The organism is Vibrio sp. 1731, from assembly GCF_033339955.1.
Classification (GTDB): Bacteria; Pseudomonadota; Gammaproteobacteria; order Enterobacterales; family Vibrionaceae; genus Vibrio; species Vibrio alginolyticus.
In genome coordinates this window covers 195,836-214,413 of record NZ_JAWOVO010000006.1, presented here as the reverse complement: position 1 = coordinate 214,413, position 18,578 = coordinate 195,836, and the positions used below count along the sequence as shown (strand labels likewise).

Sequence of the window (18,578 nt, the reverse complement as noted above, 5' to 3'; positions counted from 1 at the left end):
ACTAAAGTGCCGCTATAGCTACCGACGATGCGGTCAGTGGGTATTCTGCTGAGTCAATTGGCGAGAAGAAGCGCTCCAAAACTTGTGGCGTTACGTCAGAAACCGTGCGATGTTGCCAAGTCGGTTGATTGGTTTTATCAATAATCAGCGCACGAACCCCTTCTCTAAAATCACCTTCTAAGCCACAACGTAGTGTTAGGTTAAATTCCATATCAAAACACGCTTTCAAAGAGAGGTTTTGATACTGCGTTAACTGCTGATAAGTGATACTGAGCGACAACGGACTGCCATAGTTCAGTGACTTCTGCGCATTGACGAACCACTTGTTATCAACGTTAGCACGGCTGATTGCATCAACAATTGACGCTAAGTCACCCGAACATAACTGCTCAATCAATTCCGCATAGGGCATCAACATCCCTTCGGTTGGCTCGTCCACGTGTACCGAACGCAGCGTAGTGGCGATTTTTTCGTTGATGTTCGCTTCACCTTTCCAACTTACCGATGCAAGCAGATCCAGCAGCACTTGCTTGTTTTCTGGCTGTGCAATCCATTGGCTTAACCCCAACGCTTTCATATCTGTTGCGTTAATTTGGCAAGCCGTCAAACTTAAGAACAGTGCCAAATGTTTTGGCAACTGGTTCAGGAAGTACGTCGCGCCTACATCTGGGTAAAGGCCAATTTTAATCTCTGGCATTGCAAAGCGTGTGGTGGTTTCTGCAACGCGATGACTTGCTCCCATAAACAGGCCAACTCCCCCGCCCATCAAATAACCATGTCCCCACGCAATGATCGGTTTTGGATAAGTGTGAATAAGATGGTCACAGCGATATTCGAGGTCAAAGAAGGTTTCCATCGCTGAAAATGCAGAATCAAAGTCTTGCTCTTTGTTTTCAAGTGCACGGTAGATCGCTTGAATATCGCCACCAGCACAAAACGCTTTTTCACCTTGAGCATGCAAGAATACCGCGACGATGCTGTCGTTCGATTGCCACTCTACCAGTTGGTTATAGAGCTGCTCGATCATCACGTAACTCAGCGCGTTGAGAGCAGCTGGATTATCAAGCTCCAACACACCAATGGCAGAACCGTCAGCACATTCTATCTGTGAAACATTTACTGTACCTGTCATTTGGCCTCCGCTAGCTGTTTGTCCATTGTGGCTTACGCTTCTGCAAGAAGGCATTCACACCCTCAGTCTGATCTTGTGTATTGAACAGCTGTAAGAAGAGTTCACGCTCCAAGACCAATCCGGCCGCGTGAGTTTGGCTGCGTCGGCCTTGAATAAGCGTTTTGCATGCAGACACGGATTTCGGCGATTGGCTCGCAACACGCTGTGCAAGTTCCATAGCCGCTTCCAGTGCTTGGCCTTTCGCCACCACTTCTTCGACTAAACCAATTTTTTCCGCTCGCTCGGCCGTCACACGCTCACCACACAAGATCATACGCTTCGCCCAACCTTCACCTACCAACGCGGTCAGGTTTTGTGTCCCACCCGCACACGGCAGCAAACCTACCGACGCTTCAGGAAGTGCCATTTGTACTTGTTCTTCTGCGATGCGAATGTCGCACGCCATTGCCACTTCCAAACCGCCACCCATCGCGTAACCATTAATTGCCGCGATGGAAACCCCATCGAATGCAGAAAGCGCTTCAAACGCTTCACCAAATGCGAACGCCATATCTGCTGCTTGCGATTTATCGCCGGATGCAAAGTTGTTGAGATCCGCTCCAGCAGAAAAGAATTTCTCACCTTCGCCTGTTAATACCAACGCATAAATAGAGCGATCATTGCTAAGTTCAATCGCCAACTCTTTTAGCTGATTTAGAGACTCCAGCGTCCAGGTGTTTGCTGGCGGGTTACTAATCGTGAGCTTGGCAATGTGCGCTTCACGTTCCAATTTGATTTGTGCAATCATAATCATTTCGTCCTTTAAACAGTATCAATCTAAACCAGCTCAACGCCCTCGGTGAGTAAACGTCTTGCAACGATCAAACGCATAATTTCGTTGGTGCCTTCGAGGATTTGATGAACGCGAACATCTCTGAAGTGGCGCTCTACTGGATATTCTTTGATGTAGCCATATCCTCCGTGAATCTGCAGAGCTTGGTCACATACCTTAAAGCCAACATCGGTGGCAAAGCGTTTTGCCATTGCACAGTACGCGCTTTTTTCTGCATGTTGGGCATCGAGTTTTGCGGCAGCAAGTCGCACCATTTGACGCGCGGCAACCAGCTCAGTAGCCATATCAGCCAACTTGAATTGCAGGGCTTGGAATTGCGCCAGTGAACGTCCGAACTGTTTGCGTTCAGTCATGTATTGTTTGGCTTCGTTCAGTGCTTGTTGTGCCGTGCCGACGGAACAAGTAGCAATGTTGATTCGGCCGCCATCCAGACCAAGCATGGCAAACTTAAAACCTTCGCCCTCTTCACCCAACAGATAGTCGGCAGGAATGCGGACATTTTCGAAGGTAATCATGCGAGTTGGCTGGCAGTTCCAACCCATTTTGGCTTCTTTTTTACCGTAGCTAATGCCTTCGCAATCAGCAGGAACAACGAATGCAGAAACGCCACCCGCTCCTTCACCACACGAACGCGCCATCACGACCAATACATCTGTATCACCCGCACCCGAGATAAACACTTTTGCTCCATTGAGGACAAACTCATCGCCATCACGCACTGCGCTAGTCGTTAGAGAAGCGGCGTCAGAGCCGGCATTAGGTTCGGTTAAACAGTAGGAAGCGAGCTTTTCACCCGAAATTAGATCCGCGCTAAATTGCTGCGCCACTTCTGCTTTGGCAAAGCTGGTGATCATCCACGTCGCCATGTTGTGAATGGTCATAAACGCAGTAGTCGCGGTACAACCCATAGCCAACTGCTCGAAAATGATCGCCGCATCCAAACGAGATAACCCTAAGCCACCATGCTCTGGCGGCGTATAGATGCTCAGAAAGCCCAGCTCACCCGCCTGACGCAGTACATCTTTAGGGAAGTGATGGTTTTCATCCCACTCGGCCGCATGAGGCGCTAACATTTGGTCTGCAAACTGCTTTGCTACTTCGGCAAACGCGAGTTGATCTTCGTTTAATTCAAAATCCATCTTGAAGTCCTAAGGTCTAATTCGTTGCATTTGTATCCGAGCCAAGCCCACTTAAACGGTGGCGCTTGGCTAGAGGTGTCGCTAATCCAGTAATTAGCTAAGTTGAATGGTCATGTTTGGACCGCTTGGAATGTCATCTTCAAACCAACGCGCGGTGACAGTTTTCGTCTCGGTGTAGAAGCGAACCGCTTGTTTACCGTAAGCATGCAGGTCGCCGTAGAAGCTGCCTTTCCACCCAGTAAACGAAAAGAACGGCAATGGCACCGGAATCGGTACGTTGATTCCTACGTTACCTACTTCGATATTGTGTTGATACTTTCTCGCGGCAGCGCCGTTCGCCGTGAAAATAGACGTACCATTACCAAAGCGGTTTGCATTGATCAGTTCAATCGCTTCATCTAGGTCATCCACTTCCATAGTTAACAGTACAGGCCCGAAAATTTCTTCCTGATAAATCGACATGTCTGTGGTCACGTTGGTAAACAGTGTTGGCCCCACCCAGTTACCGTTCGGGAAGCCAGGTACTTGGCAGTCTGTCCCGTCCAGAACACAATTCGCGCCTGACGCTTTGCCTTCATTAATCAGATTCACCACTCGCTGCTTCGCTTGAGGGCTAATCAGTGGACCATAACCGGCGGTTTCATCATCCCACGCGCCAGGCTGAACCTGAGCTAACGCCTCTTTAAGCTCTGGAATCCATTCTTTGGTTTCGCCGACAAATACGGCAACCGAAATCGCCATACAGCGCTGGCCTGCAGCACCAACTGACGCGCCAACTAGGTTATTGATGACTTGCTGTTTGTTTGCATCCGGCATGATGACCATGTGGTTCTTAGCACCTGCAAATGACTGCACGCGTTTCAGGTTGTCTGTACCTGTTTTGTAGATGTACTCACCAACGGGCACAGAGCCAACAAAAGAGATCGCACGAACAACTGGATCAGTCAGAATGCGGTCGACTTGCTCTTTGGTCCCGTGAACAACTTGCAATACGCCTTTTGGTGCGCCAGCTTGTTCAAACAGCTCTGCCAGTTTCATTGCCGTTAGTGGCACTTGCTCTGACGGCTTCAAAATAAAGGTGTTGCCACAAGCGATCGCCATCGGGAACATCCACAATGGGATCATCGCAGGGAAGTTAAACGGTGTGATGCCAGCACAAACACCGAGCGGTTGAATGTAAGAGTAACCATCAATATTGGTTGCGACATTCTCAACCGTTTCGCCCATCATTGAGCTACAAATGTTCGCCGCTTGTTCTACGACTTCAATCCCACGCCAAATGTCACCCTTTGCATCCGCGAGGGTTTTGCCTGTCTCACTTGAAAGCAGTATCGCCAACTCATCGTGTTGCTCTTTTAGCAAATGTTGGTAACGCAACATCAATCTAGCACGCTCCGGCGCTGCAACTTCTTTCCAGCGTTTGAACGTTTCTCTTGCGCTGGCAATCGCCGCATTCATTTCCGATTCCGTGGCACAAGGTACTTGTGCAATCACTTCGTTGGTTGCCGGGTTGGTTACATCTAGCCATTGTTTTGAATCGGAGATGGCAAATTCACCACCGATATACTGCTTTACTTGTTCTGTCATGATGACATCCTTGTATTTTTCAGCTTGTTACTGACTACTGTTATGTAAGTGAAACTTTGTTGAGAGTGATTTAGCAGATTTCAATCGCGATAGCGGTTGCCTCGCCGCCGCCAATACAAAGCGATGCAACGCCACGCTTACCACCAGTTTGTTTTAGCGCATGAATCAAAGTGACAAGGATTCGATTGCCACTTGCGCCTATTGGATGCCCCAGCGCACAAGCCCCTCCGCGAGGGTTCACTTTGCTCTCGTCCAGTTCGAGTGCTTTCACCGCGTATTGAGTCACGACAGCAAAAGCTTCATTGATTTCCCAAAGGTCCACGCCTGATTTGTCCCAGCCCGTTTTTTCCAGCAGCGATTCAATCGCGAAGACTGGTGCGATGGTGAACTCATCAGGCTGTCTTGCATGCGTGCTGTACGCGACAATTTTGGCTAGAGGCTGAAGGTTTTCCTGACGACCAAACTCACTATCGACTAAGATCATTGCCGACGCACCATCCGAAATGGAACTAGAGTTTGCTGCGGTTACGCCGCCATCTTTGGCAAACGCAGGGCGTAAGGTAGGAATTTTAGTGACGTCGAGTTTGCTCGGTTGCTCATCATCTACAACCAAGGTTTCGCCGCGTCGACTTTTTACGTTAACAGGCACGATCTCTTCTTTGAACAAACCTTGTTCGATTGCTTGCTGCGCACGAGTCAACGACTGTTGCGCCCAGGCATCCATACTTTCACGGCTGAACTGATACTTTTGCGCCGTCTGTTCTGCAAAGACACCCATCAGCTCGCCTTGGTAGGCATCCTGCAACCCGTCATAAAACATGTGATCAAGCACTTGCTCGTGACCTAAACGGAAACCATCACGCGCTTTCTTTAATAGATAAGGAGAAGACGACATGTTTTCCATGCCACCAGCGATGACAGCATGCGCATTACCAGATTGAATAAGGTCATATGCCAGCATCACGGTTTTCATACCCGATCCACAAACTTTGTTCAGTGTCGTACAACCAATCGATTGTGGCATTTCAGCTTTAAGGCTTGCTTGTCTTGCAGGCGCTTGCCCCACACCGGCGGGTAAAACGCACCCCATCAACACTTCGTCTATTTTGTGCACATCGAGTTGGCTTTCGGCTAGCGCCCCTTGAATGGCTTTCGCACCGAGTTCCGTGACATCTGTTGAAGCTAATGCACCTTGAAAAGAGCCGATAGGCGTTCGCTTAGCGGCAACAATCCATGTTTCATTTTTCATTCCATTAACCTTTTGTTGACGTTTACGTCATAACTATACTAACATTTACGTTAACGTCAAGTTTGAGGTTATTGTTTGTTCGAGTGATTCTTTAATTTCGAGTAAATGCGAGTGATATCAAGGCTCAAGAGTGGATGTTGTTTGTTTACTTTAACGTTAACGAATTGTATATTCATGTAAATGTTATACGAAAGTCGTAAGGTTAAGGAATGAACACATTTAAGATCAGCGAGCTCGCGAAAGAGTTCGACATTACTACTCGAAGCATTCGCTTCTACGAAGATTTAGGTCTCCTAACTCCAGAACGTAAAGGCAACACTCGAATCTACAATGGTCGTGATCGAATTCGACTAAAACTGATTTTGCGAGGTAAGCGATTGGGCTTTTCTCTTGCAGATATCAAAGAGTTATTTGAACTCTACGATACCGATCAAAGTACTGAGCAGTTGAACTATATGATTCGGTTGATCGAAGAGAAGAAGGCAGCATTGCAACAGCAAGCAAACGACATTCAAGCGGTAATGATGGAGTTAAATGCTGCGCAGTTGCGATGCCAAAACACACTGAGATCCATGAAAGGCGAAAAAGTCACCTAACACCTCAACTCTGGGATGTAGGTGACGTAAAGGCAAGGACACGCAATGAAATCTACCTACTCTTCCCTGAACTTTGTTTATGACGAAAATACCGATTTGCTTCGCGAGCAAATCAATAGTTTTGCTGCAAGAGAAATTGCGCCGCTAGCGCAATCTATCGACCAAGCTAACGACTTTCCAAACCATCTTTGGTCCAAATTAGGTGACATGGGTCTTTTAGGTGTGACCACCAGCGAAGAGTTTGGTGGTGCAGGCATGGGCTATCTCGCCCACGTTATCGCTATGGAAGAAATCAGCCGAGCATCCGCTTCGGTTGCGTTAAGTTACGGCGCTCATTCCAACCTTTGCGTCAACCAAATCCACCGTAACGGCACACAAGCGCAAAAAGAGAAATACCTACCTAAGCTCATCTCCGGTGAACATATCGGCGCCCTTGCTATGAGTGAACCCGGCTCCGGCTCTGATGTGGTCTCTATGCAGCTTAAAGCCGAACGTAAAGGCGATATTTTCCTATTAAATGGCAACAAAATGTGGATCACCAACGGCCCTGATGCACACACCTATGTTGTCTACGCAAAAACAGACCCAAGCCAGCACTCCAAAGGCATCACGGCATTTATTGTGGAACGCGGATTCCCTGGATTTACTCAAGCACAAAAACTCGACAAGTTGGGTATGCGCGGCTCGAATACGTGTGAGCTGGTCTTCCAAAACTGCGAAGTCCCTGCGGAAAATATTCTCGGCGAAGAAAACCAAGGCGTGAAAGTATTGATGAGCGGTCTCGACTACGAACGTGTGGTGCTTGCAGGCGGCCCACTTGGCATCATGCAGGCGTGTATGGATATCGTTGTGCCTTACATTCACGACCGTAAACAGTTCGGTAAATCCATCGGTGAATTCCAGCTAGTTCAAGCAAAAATCGCGGATATGTACACACAAATGAATGCCGCTAAAGCGTATGTTTACGCCGTCGCTGCCGCTTGTGATCGCGGTGAAACCACACGTAAAGATTCTGCTGGCGCGATCCTCTACAGCGCAGAGCTGGCAACCAAGATGGCACTGGATGCGATTCAACTACTTGGCGGTAACGGCTACATCAACGAGTTTGATACGGGCCGTTTGTTGCGAGATGCCAAGCTGTATGAAATCGGTGCGGGCACTTCAGAAATTCGCCGCATGCTTATTGGTCGCGAATTGTTTAACGAAAGCGCCTAATCATCATACCTAGGCGTTCGAGCTCGAAACAACTTCCTTATTCAATCTAAATCTTATTCAACCTAAATAAAGACGGGTGGTGACACCCGTCTACCGAATGGAGATCGGCTATTTATGGCTTGTTTGACGACCAATATTAATACCCATTCAGAGCAGTATCAGGAAAACTACCGCTCTATGGCGTCACTTGTAGATCAACTTTATACCGTGACTGCCCAAATAGAAGATGGTGGCGGCGAGAAAGCCCGCGAGCATCAGCAGAAGAAAGGCAAACTTCCGGTACGTGAGCGCATTCTTGCCCTACTCGACCCTGGTTCGTCCTTTCTAGAAATTGGTCAATTTGCTGGCTGGGATGTCTATCCAGATTACGTTCCATGTGCTGGAGTGGTTGCCGGTGTGGGTGTAATTGACGGCACCGAGTGTATGATCGTTGCCAACGACGTGACGGTAAAAGGCGGCAGTTACTACCCACTCACCGTGAAAAAGCACTTAAGAGCACAAGAAATTGCAGAAAAATGCCAACTGCCGTGTGTTTACTTAGTCGACTCTGGCGGCGCTAACCTACCCCGCCAAGATGAGGTATTCCCAGATAAAGACCATTTTGGCCGTATTTTCTACAACCAAGCCCGTATGTCGGCCAAAGGCATTCCACAAATTGCGGTGGTCATGGGGCTATGTACCGCTGGCGGCGCTTATGTTCCTGCCATGTGCGACGTATCCATCATAGTCAAAGAACAAGGCACGATTTTTTTGGCAGGTCCACCTCTTGTAAAAGCAGCGACAGGTGAAGAAGTCAGCGCGGAAGATCTTGGTGGTGCAGACGTTCACTGCCGTACCTCTGGTGTGGCGGACTATTACGCAGAAAATGATCACCACGCGTTAGAGTTGGCAAGACAAGCCGTTTCTCAAATTAACCACTTGAAACCCGTTCAACTCAAGCAAAAAGCACCACAGGAACCACGTTTTCCTGCCCAAGAGCTGTACGGCATCGTCGGAACCGATCTCAAAAAGCCGTTTGATGTTAAAGAGGTCATTGCCCGAATTGTTGATGATTCCCAGTTCGATGAATTTAAAGCCTTGTTCGGCGAAACCTTGGTCTGTGGCTTTGCCCATATTCACGGTATGCCGATTGGCATTGTCGCTAACAACGGCATTCTATTTTCGGAATCAGCACAAAAAGGCGCGCATTTTATTGAGCTGTGCGCACAACGCAAAATTCCTCTGCTTTTCTTGCAGAACATAACGGGCTTTATGGTCGGCCAAAAATATGAAGCCGAAGGCATCGCCAAACATGGCGCGAAAATGGTAACCGCTGTGGCGTGTGCAGACGTACCGAAGTTTACCGTAGTGATTGGTGGCTCGTATGGCGCTGGGAACTACGGCATGTGTGGCCGCGCTTATGATCCAACCATGATGTGGATGTGGCCAAACGCGCGCATCTCCGTCATGGGTGGAGAGCAAGCGGCTGGCGTGATGGCGCAAGTGACCCGCGATATCAAAACTCGCAAAGGTGAAAGCTGGAGCGCGGAGGAAGAAGAAGCGTTCAAAAGTCCTATTGCGGAGCAATATCAGACTCAAAGCCATGCATACTACGCCAGTGCTCGTTTGTGGGACGACGGCATTATTGACCCTGCGAAAACCCGTGATGTTGTCGGCATTGCTCTGTCTGCTGCGCTTAATGCGCCGATACCAGACAGCAAATTTGGCATCTTCCGTATGTAGTCGGATGCAAGGCAAACCTTAACTCCTCGCGAATACCGATGTTTATACAAGTAATGGTTAGCGAGCATTGAAATACAGACTGAAATGTCAGACAAAGGAAGTCACATGACCGGACTACTGCTTGAAAAAGACAGCAATGGCGTTGCCTGGTTGAGCCTGAATCGGCCAGAAAAACACAACGCGTTTAATGACGCATTGATTGCCTCACTAATTGAGACACTAGAACAGCTCGAAAAGGACGATTCTCTCCGTGCACTGGTGTTAACTGCACAGGGAAAACACTTTTCTGCGGGAGCAGATCTGGGCTGGATGCAGTCAATGGCAACCAAAACCGAGGGTGAAAACCTGCAAGATGCACAGCAACTAGCAAAACTTTTGCATACGCTGGATACCTTTAGCAAACCAACCATTGCTATGGTGCACGGCGCTGCATTTGGCGGCGCGCTTGGGCTTATCTGCTGCTGCGATATCGCTATTGGTACACCTGAAAGCCGCTTCTGTTTGAGTGAAGTGAAGCTCGGTTTGTTACCCGCCACCATCGGACCTTACGTAATCCGAGCGATTGGACAACGACAAAGCCGACGCTACTTTTTAACCGCGGAACTGATTGATGCCGAAACCGCACTATCGATGAGTATTCTTCATCAGATAGACGCTCAACCACGTGAAGCCGTCAATCGCACCATTGATCACCTGCTTAACAACGGTCCACAAGCCATGCAGGCAGCAAAAGCACTTTGTTTACGTTGTGATAACCAACCTATCGATCACTCATTAATTGAATACACTAGCCAAGCTATTGCAACCGCTCGCGTGTCCAGTGAAGGACAAGAAGGACTAGCTGCATTTTTTGAAAAGCGCGCCGCCAATTGGAGGAATCATGTTTAAAAGAATACTGATCGCAAACCGCGGTGAAATTGCCTGCCGAATCATTAAAACCGCAAAAAGCATGGCTATAGAGACGGTAGCCGTCTATTCCGAAGCGGATCGCAGCAGCTTACATGTTAAACAAGCGGATTTCGCTGAATTCATTGGCCCCGCTCCGGCGAGTGAATCGTATCTCGATATCGATGCGATTATCGGCGCTGCGAAAAAATGGCAAGCCGATGCTATCCACCCTGGGTATGGTTTTCTTTCCGAGAACCCGAAACTGGCGAAAGCGTGCAGCGAAAATGGCATTGTTTTTATTGGCCCTTCCACCAGCGCAATTGAAACAATGGGTTCGAAGTCGCAAGCCAAAGCCATCATGTCTGAGGCGAACGTGCCCTTGGTTCCGGGCTATCACGGCACAGACAACAACGTAGAGCACTTATTAGCGGAAGCTGAAAAAATCGGTTACCCAGTGATGCTTAAAGCAACCCAAGGGGGTGGCGGTAAAGGCATGCGAGTGGTCAATAGCGCAGCCGAAATGCCTCTGGCCATCGACGGTGCGCAGCGTGAAGCACTTTCAAGCTTTGGCGATAAGCAGCTTCTAATCGAAAAATGCATATTGCAGCCTCGCCACGTTGAAGTTCAGGTATTTGCTGACCAATATGGCAACTGTGTCTATCTTTCTGATCGCGATTGCTCCATTCAACGCCGTCACCAAAAAGTAGTCGAAGAAGCACCAGCTCCCGGTCTTAGTGATGCACTGCGTAAACAAATGGGTGAAGCTGCGGTTCAGGCCGCTCAAGCGATCGACTATGTTGGCGCTGGCACGGTGGAGTTCTTACTCGATAGCCGAGGTCAATTCTACTTCATGGAGATGAATACCCGTCTGCAAGTTGAACACCCTGTCACTGAATTGATCACCGGCGTTGATTTGGTGGAGTGGCAATTCAAAGTCGCAGCTGGCGAGCATTTACCTATTTCGCAATCTGAAATCACCCACAACGGTCATTCAATTGAGCTGCGAATTTACGCAGAAGATACAGACAATGACTTTATGCCGTCGACTGGCCGCATTGACTACTTAAAAGAACCCGTATCAGACAGTAATGTGCGCCTAGCGTGCGTACGCGTTGATAGTGGTGTTACCCAAGGCGATAGCATCAGCGAATATTACGATCCAATGATCAGCAAACTGATCGTCTGGGGGCAAACTCGTGATATCGCGCTAAAGCAGCTTAAGCAGGCGTTAACTCAATATCACGTACGTGGAGTAACGACAAACATTGGTTATCTGCACAGCATTATTTCGCAGCCAACCTTTGCCGAGATTGAGCTCGATACAGGTTTCCTCGTAACACATCAACAAGGCATAAATGAGCAGCAAGACGTGTCGGATTCAATCTGGCTTACATTGGCGGCGGTTGCTCGTTGGAATGATCTCATTTCAAAATCAGACAGCTCAACGTTACCCGCGCCAACCAAACGAGGTTTTAGACTGTCAGTTGACAACGTTTACCGATTTAACTTCACGGATGCCAAAGCCAACCATCAGGCACGTTTGCAACAATCATCGCAAGATACAGGATCTCACTTCACTGTCCGATGTGGTGAGGAGCTGCATCAAGTCATCCTGCTTGAAAGTGGCAACCAGTTTATCGTCGATATTGATAATGTGCGTTACACCTTTAATGCACTTAGCGATGAGCAACAGACAACACTGTTTTATCTTGGCCAGCAACGCACGTTTGCTCATCAACCTAACTTTGACTCTGCAAAAGATATTGACGATGAACTAAGTCCAACCGCACCACTCAACGGCATAATTTCAGCAGTTATGGTGGCTAAAGGTGACGAAGTGGCGGCGGGCGATCCGCTTTTGGTACTCGAAGCAATGAAAATGGAATACACCATCACGGCTCCGGTAGCAGCAAAAGTCGACGAATTGTTTTATCAGCACGGGGACCAAGTACAGCACGGTTCCATCCTGCTGAATTTGGCTTTGATATCGGATAACGTCAGTGAAGATAAGGAGCGCGAATATGCTACCAGCGAAGGTTAATATCGTCGAAGTCGGCGCTCGTGATGGTCTGCAAAATGAAACGTCAGTGACGCTGGTTGATAAAATCCGTTTGATTAACCAACTAAGCAGCAGTGGCTTAAAGCATATTGAGGCGGGATCTTTCGTCTCTCCAAGGTGGGTGCCTCAAATGGCCGATTCCGATCAGGTGTTTGCTGGTATCTCAAAAAAGCCTGACGTGGTTTATAGCGCTCTCACACCAAATCTCGCAGGGTTAGAACGTGCGCTGGAAAGCGGTGTAAAGCAAATTGCGGTATTTGGCTCCGCTTCAGAAACGTTCAGCCAGAAGAACATCAACTGCAGCATTACCGAAAGTCTCGCTCGATTTGAGCCCGTTATCGAATTGGCGAACCAGCACAACATTCCTGTACGCGGGTACTTGTCTTGTACCATGGTGTGTCCATATGAGGGAGTAATCAAGCCAGAGCAAACTACCAAGGTCGCCAATACGTTGTTTGATATGGGATGTTATGAGATTTCGCTCGGTGATACTGTCGGTAAGGCAACACCTAATCGCGTTATCGCCATGCTGGATTCGTTGTTAACGCTACTGCCAAAAGACGCGCTCGCAGTACATTTTCATGACACTTATGGACAAGCATTAGCCAATATCTATCAAGCCTTGTTAATGGGCATCAACACCATTGATAGCGCAGTAGCGGGGCTCGGCGGCTGCCCTTACGCGAAAGGAGCCAGTGGCAATGTTGCAACGGAAGATGTACTTTATCTGTGTGAGCAACTTGGGATTGAAACAGGCGTTGACCTTGGCGTCATCAATGAAGCGGGTTGGCAAATTTGCCGTGCGTTAGGAAAGTCTCCTGCTTCTAGGGTCGCATTGGCTCTAGGCGATCCGTATAGCTTGTAAATCATCAACTATCATAATCAAATAATGTATTTAAACGGGCATGCAGACGTACGTGCCCGTTTTTTATTGTTACTCATAAAAACCTTAACGCTCAACGGTCTTCATCACATTAATTAGTGCCTGATTTCAGCTACAATTTAGTTTCAAAGCGAACGTATAAAACAGGATCAGGTAAATGCTCATAACATTTCGTTGTCGAAGCCACTCAAACGTCACAATGTTTGGTGATATTGCATTAGATATGCTCAAAATGATGGGTCACAGCGGCACTGTGCCGGGATCAATTTCCGCTCAAGATGTTCCTAACGCGCTATCAAGGTTAACTTCTGCTCTATCTGCGAAAAATGCAGCTGAAGAAAACCTCCCTACTGATGTAGACGAAGAGGAAGAACAAGCAGAGCCCGCGGTAAGCCTAGGACGCAGAGCTTTTCCACTGATTGAGTTGCTAAAATCAGCAATCAAAGAAGAATGCGAAGTCATGTGGGACAACCAATAACGCCTTCAAACTGGTTTCTAGCGAGGTGAATCCGTGTTGTGACCGCCTCGCTATGGTTACTCGACACCAAGATAAGAACACCAATACCGCTTATCGCCCTATCCGTTTCTCTCCCTAGACAACTTGATTTGCCCATCAATGTGCACATCTCGTTGTGGAAACGCGATTTCAATGCCGTGCTTTTCGAAAGCTTCGTAGATTTCAAAACGCATGGCACTTGCGACCGAGCGAATACCGCCCTCAACCGTTGAGTTAATCCAAAAATAAGATTCGAAGATCAAAGCATTGTCACCAAAGTCTTGAAAAAACACATCTGGCGCTGGCGAACTCAGAACTTGCGCTTGCTGCGAAGTCACTTCCGCCATTAAGGCAGCAACCTGTTTGACATCGCTCCCATACGCGACACCGACGACGACAGAGCCACGAACTAATCTGTCGCATAACGTCCAGTTGATCACCACGTTCTCAATCAACTGACTGTTGGGTATGAGCATATGAACACCATCGGTTCGTCTGATTCTCGTTGAGCGTGTATTTATTTGCTCGACAGTGCCTTTGGCGCCCTCAACCTCTAAAAAGTCCCCAATTCGGATTGGCTTTTCACCAATCAAAATCCAGCCACTTATGAAGTTGTTAATGATGTTTTGCGCACCAAAACCGAAGCCGATAGCGATGGCACCAGACAGAAAGGCAAACGCGGTAATTGGCACATTTATCATCGAAAGTGTGGTCATAAAAATAATGGCGAGAGCGATGACAAATAATATCCGTTTAACCAAATGAATCACGTTTGGGTCTTTCCCCGATGAAGACATTCTTGACGTAACGGTTTTGATCAAAATTTTGGATAACCATAAAGCGACAATGACCCATGTCGGCACCATCAATATCGCCCACAACGTGATAGGTTGTTCGTTAAAGGTAAACAGTGTTGTTTCTAAAAATGAAATGACCCGTTCGAACATAAAGTGCTCACTCTTGATTCATCGTTATCAGCAAGCCAGAGCGCATAAGTCTTATATTTTTAGCCCAATCGATAGCGCAGCGGCTCAATTAAGTTCTTCCTATTAACTATATTGTAATCTACGTAAAACGCTTCGAGTGGTTTCCCACTTTTTCAACCGATTAAGCCATTTAGGGAATACGTCTTTGTGAACTAAACGAGCCAATCAACCAACTGGATACGCAAGGTAAATCAGTGATAACTTTCTGATTTTTAAGCATCAAATTTTCACTTCGAATCACTCTCACCTATTATGCACCTTATTGCAAATAACATTGATGGAATGATTGTTATGTCAGAACTGACTCGGATGCGCTCTGGAGAAGCCTATAATTGTCTGGATGAAGAACTAAAGCTAATGCGCGCCAAAACTGCGCAGCTTGTCTTCCAATTTAACCACGAGCCAAACCCAGATATCCGTAGACAACTATTGGCGGAAATGGGCGTCCAATTAAAAAACAGCGCCTGTATAGAGCCACCGCTACAACTTACCTACGGTTGTCACTTGTCCATCGGAGAAAACACCTACATCAACTGGGATGCCATTATTCTGGACAATGGGCAGGTTGAGGTTGGCGCGAACGTCATGATTGGGCCTAGAGTGCAAATTTACACAGCCGCTCATTCACTCGATACACAAAGACGCTTAGCCGGAGATGAGATCGCCAAACCGGTAACAATTGGCAATAACGTTTGGATTGGTGGGGGCGCAATCATACTGCCGGGCGTGACCATTGGCGATGAGGCCGTCGTCGGCGCTGGCTCTGTCGTAACCAAAGACGTTGCGCCGGGCGATCGAGTTGTTGGAAATCCGGCGCGCTCCATTAAACCAAAAAACTGAAGAAAGTCGCTATTTCGCCAAATGCTCGCGAATAATATTAGCGAGCAGATTGAGAGCATGAACATATTTGTCATTGAGCTCAAAAGAAGCGTTAAGACGAATACAGTGATCGTATTGTTCTGTCAGGCTGAACATCTTTCCCGGTGCGATGCTGATATTACCTTTTAGCGCTTCTCGATATATCGGCAAGGCATCAATATGCTTGGGAAGCTCTAACCAAATAAAGTACCCACCGCTTTGGCTTAACACTTTGACTGCTTCAGGTAACAGCTCACTAAGCAGAACCGTCATCTTACTTTTACGTTCAAACAGCTTTTTCCGTAACTGCTTCAAATGAGATTCATAATTGCGGCTTGTTAAATAGTGTACCAATGTCATTTGCACTGGTGCACTCGTCGCTAATGTACTCATTAACTGTAACTTTTGTACCTCTAGCGCCCGCTTTCCCGCCGCAACCCAACCAATACGTAGCCCTGCGATTAATGATTTTGAAAACGAGGAGCACAACATGGTATTGCCCGTGTCATCAAACATTCTTAGTGGATAAACCGAGTCATTCCCTGCATGCAGTTCGCTGTACACGTCATCTTCAATCACTGGCACGTTATATCGCTGTGTCAGTTCAATCAGCTTTTGTTTTTTCTCGTTAGAAAGCGTAAAACCCAGAGGATTCTGGAAGTTCGACATCAGCCAGCACGCTTTCACATCGTGTGTTTGCAGCGCTCGTTCCAATGAGTCTAGGTCAATGCCCGTGACTGGGTCTGTTCTTACTGAGAGCGCTTTCAAACCTAACCGCTCTAAGGATTGCAATGCACCATAAAATGCAGGCGACTCCACAACCACCCAATCTCCCGGTCTTGTGCAGGCTTGCAAACTGAGCGTTAACGCCTCCAGCGCGCCTGCCGTAATGACAATTTCATCGGGTGAAATTTCAATGCCTTTCGCAGCATAACGCTTCGCGATGATGGTGCGTAATTGCTCGTTTCCCGGCGGTAAGTTATCAAAGGTGGTGGAAATCGGCATATTGCGAGCGGCTGCGCTCATCGCCCGATTCACGTGATATCGTGGGTACAAACTTGGGTCTGGATAGGCAAAGCCAAAATTGATCATGGATGGATTTTTACTCGCCTGCAGAACATCAAAGATAAACTCATTGATGTCTACCTGCTCAGTCCACGAAACCGCGGCTGGCGCTTGGGGTTCATTTGAGCTCTTAATATTGGGCGCTACTCGATAACCAGATCGCGGCTGTGACGTGACCCAGCCTTGAGATTCCAGAATTTGATACGCGTGCAACACCGTCATCAAGCTCAAACCCGAGTGTTCAGATTGGCGACGCAGCGAAGGCAGCTTGTCACCCGGATGCCATATCCCCGATTTTATCTGCCTTTTAAGCTGTTCCACTAACTCTTGATACTTCGCCAAACGCAAATCCCCTTCCATAAAGCCGAATTCAAAATAATAACACTTCAATATTTAATCTGTTATAGGTTTATAGTCACTGTCTGTACCTACTTCCCTCATTCCGCTCCTCTTAAAATAGCTCTCTCATAAAACTTAAAAGATCAAAGGAAGTTTAATGTTTGGCCTCGACGCATTTATGCTTGCACGGATACAGTTCGCCTTTACGGTATCCTTTCATATTATTTTCCCCGCTATCACCATAGGTTTGGCCACCTATCTCGCCGTGCTGGAAGGCTTATGGCTAAAAACACGCAATCCCGATTACCAAAAGCTCTATCACTTCTGGTCGAAAATTTTTGCGGTTAACTTTGGAATGGGTGTTGTATCTGGTCTTGTCATGGCCTATCAATTCGGCACCAACTGGAGTGGTTTCTCCGACTTCGCTGGTTCTATCACTGGCCCATTACTGACTTATGAAGTGTTAACGGCTTTCTTTCTCGAAGCCGGATTTCTTGGCGTAATGCTGTTTGGGTGGCGTCGCGTCGGCGAAAAGCTGCACTTTTTTGCAACCTCGATGGTGGCGTTAGGCACGATCATTTCGACGTTCTGGATTCTCGCCTCCAACAGTTGGATGCAAACGCCACAAGGCTATGAAATTGTCGACGGACGTGTGGTGCCAACCGACTGGTTTGCTATCGTTTTCAATCCTTCATTTCCTTATCGTTTGGCGCACATGAGCGTCGCGGCTTTCGTCAGTTCAGCACTCTTTGTAGGCGCGTCAGCCGCTTGGCATTTATTGAGAGGCAATCAATCGACTGCGGTAAAAACCATGTTTTCGATGTCGCTCGGGATCTTAGTGTTCCTTGCGCCACTCCAAGCCGTGATTGGCGATGTGCACGGGCTAAACACTCTGGAACACCAGCCCGCCAAAATCGCTGCCATCGAAGGACATTGGGATAACAGCGATGGCAAACCAACCCCATTGATATTGTTCGGCATGCCAAACATGGAACAAGAACGCACAGACTATGCCTTAGAAATTCCTGTTTTAGGAAGTTTGATCCTACGCCACAGTTTAACTGAGCCAATCCCGGCGCTGAAAGACTTCCCGAAAGAGGAACGACCGAACTCACCTATCGTCTTTTGGTCATTTCGAATCATGGTCGGGCTAGGACTTCTGATGATTTTTCAAAGCTTCTACAGCATATGGTTACGAAAAAAGAACACGCTTTATACTTCGCGTTGGTTCCTCAAGTTTTCATTGTTTATGGGGCCATCTGGTCTTATCGCAATACTCGCTGGCTGGTTTACGACAGAGGTTGGTCGGCAACCTTGGGTCGTGTATGGCGTACAAAAAACGCGTGATGCGGTTTCTGCACACGGAGACCTACAAATGAGCATCAGCCTGCTGTGTTTCCTTGTTGTATACAGCTTGGTATTTGGTTTTGGTTATTACTATATGATCCACCAAATCAAGAAAGGCCCCGATGCAATCGAACACGATTAGCACGACATGACGACCGTTTCAGGTCGCATTTAGAATTTGTCAC

16 protein-coding genes are annotated in these 18,578 nt (G+C 47.7%); 9 read left to right on the top strand and 7 right to left on the bottom strand.

The window, feature by feature from the left end; translation table 11 throughout:
- Position 1: 1 nt before the first annotated feature.
- The 5 genes from R7035_RS09530 to R7035_RS09510 all read right to left on the bottom strand — a co-directional run bounded on the left by R7035_RS09530 (position 2) and on the right by R7035_RS09510 (position 5,939).
- Complete coding sequence (locus R7035_RS09530; RefSeq protein ID WP_042523593.1) at positions 2 to 1,132, bottom strand: enoyl-CoA hydratase/isomerase family protein; 1,131 nt, start codon at positions 1,130 to 1,132, stop codon at positions 2 to 4.
- Positions 1,133 to 1,142: 10 nt separating this feature from the next.
- Positions 1,143 to 1,919, bottom strand: coding sequence for an enoyl-CoA hydratase (locus tag R7035_RS09525; protein ID WP_042523591.1), 777 nt, complete (start codon positions 1,917 to 1,919; stop codon positions 1,143 to 1,145).
- Positions 1,920 to 1,948: 29 nt separating this feature from the next.
- Positions 1,949 to 3,103 (bottom strand): acyl-CoA dehydrogenase family protein, encoded by a 1,155-nt coding sequence (locus R7035_RS09520; protein ID WP_053307598.1) that lies wholly within the window; start codon positions 3,101 to 3,103, stop codon positions 1,949 to 1,951.
- 93 nt (positions 3,104 to 3,196) lie between these two features.
- Entirely contained in the window at positions 3,197 to 4,690 is a 1,494-nt protein-coding gene (locus R7035_RS09515; protein ID WP_256900928.1) for a CoA-acylating methylmalonate-semialdehyde dehydrogenase, read from the bottom strand.
- Positions 4,691 to 4,760: 70 nt separating this feature from the next.
- Positions 4,761 to 5,939, bottom strand: coding sequence for a thiolase family protein (locus R7035_RS09510; protein ID WP_256900927.1), 1,179 nt, complete (start codon positions 5,937 to 5,939; stop codon positions 4,761 to 4,763).
- A gap of 209 nt (positions 5,940 to 6,148) precedes the next feature.
- Here R7035_RS09510 and R7035_RS09505 point away from each other — a divergent pair, with 209 nt between their 5' ends.
- The 7 genes from R7035_RS09505 (at position 6,149) to R7035_RS09475 (ending at position 13,780) form a co-directional block, all read left to right on the top strand.
- Positions 6,149 to 6,535: a MerR family transcriptional regulator gene (locus R7035_RS09505; protein ID WP_005373242.1), complete on the top strand. Its 387-nt coding sequence runs from the start codon at positions 6,149 to 6,151 to the stop codon at positions 6,533 to 6,535.
- 45 nt (positions 6,536 to 6,580) lie between these two features.
- Positions 6,581 to 7,750: an isovaleryl-CoA dehydrogenase gene (locus R7035_RS09500; RefSeq protein ID WP_256900926.1), complete on the top strand. Its 1,170-nt coding sequence runs from the start codon at positions 6,581 to 6,583 to the stop codon at positions 7,748 to 7,750.
- Between the two features lie 114 nt (positions 7,751 to 7,864).
- Positions 7,865 to 9,472: a carboxyl transferase domain-containing protein gene (locus R7035_RS09495; protein WP_256900925.1), complete on the top strand. Its 1,608-nt coding sequence runs from the start codon at positions 7,865 to 7,867 to the stop codon at positions 9,470 to 9,472.
- Positions 9,473 to 9,577: 105 nt separating this feature from the next.
- The gene (locus tag R7035_RS09490) at positions 9,578 to 10,360 is read left to right on the top strand and encodes an enoyl-CoA hydratase-related protein (protein ID WP_256900924.1); all 783 of its coding nucleotides are present in this window, start codon (positions 9,578 to 9,580) and stop codon (positions 10,358 to 10,360) included.
- Positions 10,353 to 12,401, top strand: coding sequence for an acetyl/propionyl/methylcrotonyl-CoA carboxylase subunit alpha (locus R7035_RS09485; RefSeq protein ID WP_262651189.1), 2,049 nt, complete (start codon positions 10,353 to 10,355; stop codon positions 12,399 to 12,401). The genes R7035_RS09490 and R7035_RS09485 overlap by 8 nt, the downstream gene beginning before the upstream one ends.
- Positions 12,382 to 13,284, top strand: coding sequence for a hydroxymethylglutaryl-CoA lyase (locus R7035_RS09480; RefSeq protein ID WP_017820341.1), 903 nt, complete (start codon positions 12,382 to 12,384; stop codon positions 13,282 to 13,284). Before R7035_RS09485 ends, R7035_RS09480 begins: the two co-directional genes overlap by 20 nt.
- A gap of 175 nt (positions 13,285 to 13,459) precedes the next feature.
- Positions 13,460 to 13,780: a DUF1840 domain-containing protein gene (locus R7035_RS09475; protein WP_017820342.1), complete on the top strand. Its 321-nt coding sequence runs from the start codon at positions 13,460 to 13,462 to the stop codon at positions 13,778 to 13,780.
- 98 nt (positions 13,781 to 13,878) lie between these two features.
- On the opposite strand, the gene R7035_RS09470 is transcribed toward R7035_RS09475, so the two are convergent.
- The gene (locus R7035_RS09470; protein WP_005373258.1) at positions 13,879 to 14,745 is read right to left on the bottom strand and encodes a mechanosensitive ion channel family protein; all 867 of its coding nucleotides are present in this window, start codon (positions 14,743 to 14,745) and stop codon (positions 13,879 to 13,881) included.
- 330 nt (positions 14,746 to 15,075) lie between these two features.
- Between R7035_RS09470 and R7035_RS09465 the strand changes: the two genes are divergently transcribed.
- Positions 15,076 to 15,624, top strand: coding sequence for a sugar O-acetyltransferase (locus R7035_RS09465; RefSeq protein ID WP_017820343.1), 549 nt, complete (start codon positions 15,076 to 15,078; stop codon positions 15,622 to 15,624).
- 9 nt (positions 15,625 to 15,633) lie between these two features.
- On the opposite strand, the gene R7035_RS09460 is transcribed toward R7035_RS09465, so the two are convergent.
- Entirely contained in the window at positions 15,634 to 17,067 is a 1,434-nt protein-coding gene (locus R7035_RS09460; protein WP_017820344.1) for a PLP-dependent aminotransferase family protein, read from the bottom strand.
- Positions 17,068 to 17,203: 136 nt separating this feature from the next.
- On the opposite strand from R7035_RS09460, the gene R7035_RS09455 reads away from it, so the two are divergent.
- Positions 17,204 to 18,535 (top strand): cytochrome ubiquinol oxidase subunit I, encoded by a 1,332-nt coding sequence (locus R7035_RS09455; RefSeq protein WP_318146107.1) that lies wholly within the window; start codon positions 17,204 to 17,206, stop codon positions 18,533 to 18,535.
- Positions 18,536 to 18,578: the final 43 nt, after the last annotated feature.

Bases quoted from the DNA above. Each gene is read 5' to 3' on its own strand.
- R7035_RS09485 (WP_262651189.1), top strand. From the start codon at position 10,353: ATGTTTAAAAGAATACTGATCGCAAACCGCGGTGAAATTGCCTGCCGA.
- R7035_RS09495 (WP_256900925.1), top strand. From the start codon at position 7,865: ATGGCTTGTTTGACGACCAATATTAATACCCATTCAGAGCAGTATCAG.
- R7035_RS09455 (WP_318146107.1), top strand. From the start codon at position 17,204: ATGTTTGGCCTCGACGCATTTATGCTTGCACGGATACAGTTCGCCTTT.
- R7035_RS09470 (WP_005373258.1), bottom strand. From the start codon at position 14,745: ATGTTCGAACGGGTCATTTCATTTTTAGAAACAACACTGTTTACCTTT.
- R7035_RS09465 (WP_017820343.1), top strand. From the start codon at position 15,076: ATGTCAGAACTGACTCGGATGCGCTCTGGAGAAGCCTATAATTGTCTG.
- R7035_RS09505 (WP_005373242.1), top strand. From the start codon at position 6,149: ATGAACACATTTAAGATCAGCGAGCTCGCGAAAGAGTTCGACATTACT.
- R7035_RS09510 (WP_256900927.1), bottom strand. From the start codon at position 5,939: ATGAAAAATGAAACATGGATTGTTGCCGCTAAGCGAACGCCTATCGGC.
- R7035_RS09475 (WP_017820342.1), top strand. From the start codon at position 13,460: ATGCTCATAACATTTCGTTGTCGAAGCCACTCAAACGTCACAATGTTT.
- R7035_RS09530 (WP_042523593.1), bottom strand. From the start codon at position 1,132: ATGACAGGTACAGTAAATGTTTCACAGATAGAATGTGCTGACGGTTCT.
- R7035_RS09490 (WP_256900924.1), top strand. From the start codon at position 9,578: ATGACCGGACTACTGCTTGAAAAAGACAGCAATGGCGTTGCCTGGTTG.
- R7035_RS09525 (WP_042523591.1), bottom strand. From the start codon at position 1,919: ATGATTGCACAAATCAAATTGGAACGTGAAGCGCACATTGCCAAGCTC.
- R7035_RS09520 (WP_053307598.1), bottom strand. From the start codon at position 3,103: ATGGATTTTGAATTAAACGAAGATCAACTCGCGTTTGCCGAAGTAGCA.
- R7035_RS09480 (WP_017820341.1), top strand. From the start codon at position 12,382: ATGCTACCAGCGAAGGTTAATATCGTCGAAGTCGGCGCTCGTGATGGT.
- R7035_RS09460 (WP_017820344.1), bottom strand. From the start codon at position 17,067: ATGGAAGGGGATTTGCGTTTGGCGAAGTATCAAGAGTTAGTGGAACAG.
- R7035_RS09515 (WP_256900928.1), bottom strand. From the start codon at position 4,690: ATGACAGAACAAGTAAAGCAGTATATCGGTGGTGAATTTGCCATCTCC.
- R7035_RS09500 (WP_256900926.1), top strand. From the start codon at position 6,581: ATGAAATCTACCTACTCTTCCCTGAACTTTGTTTATGACGAAAATACC.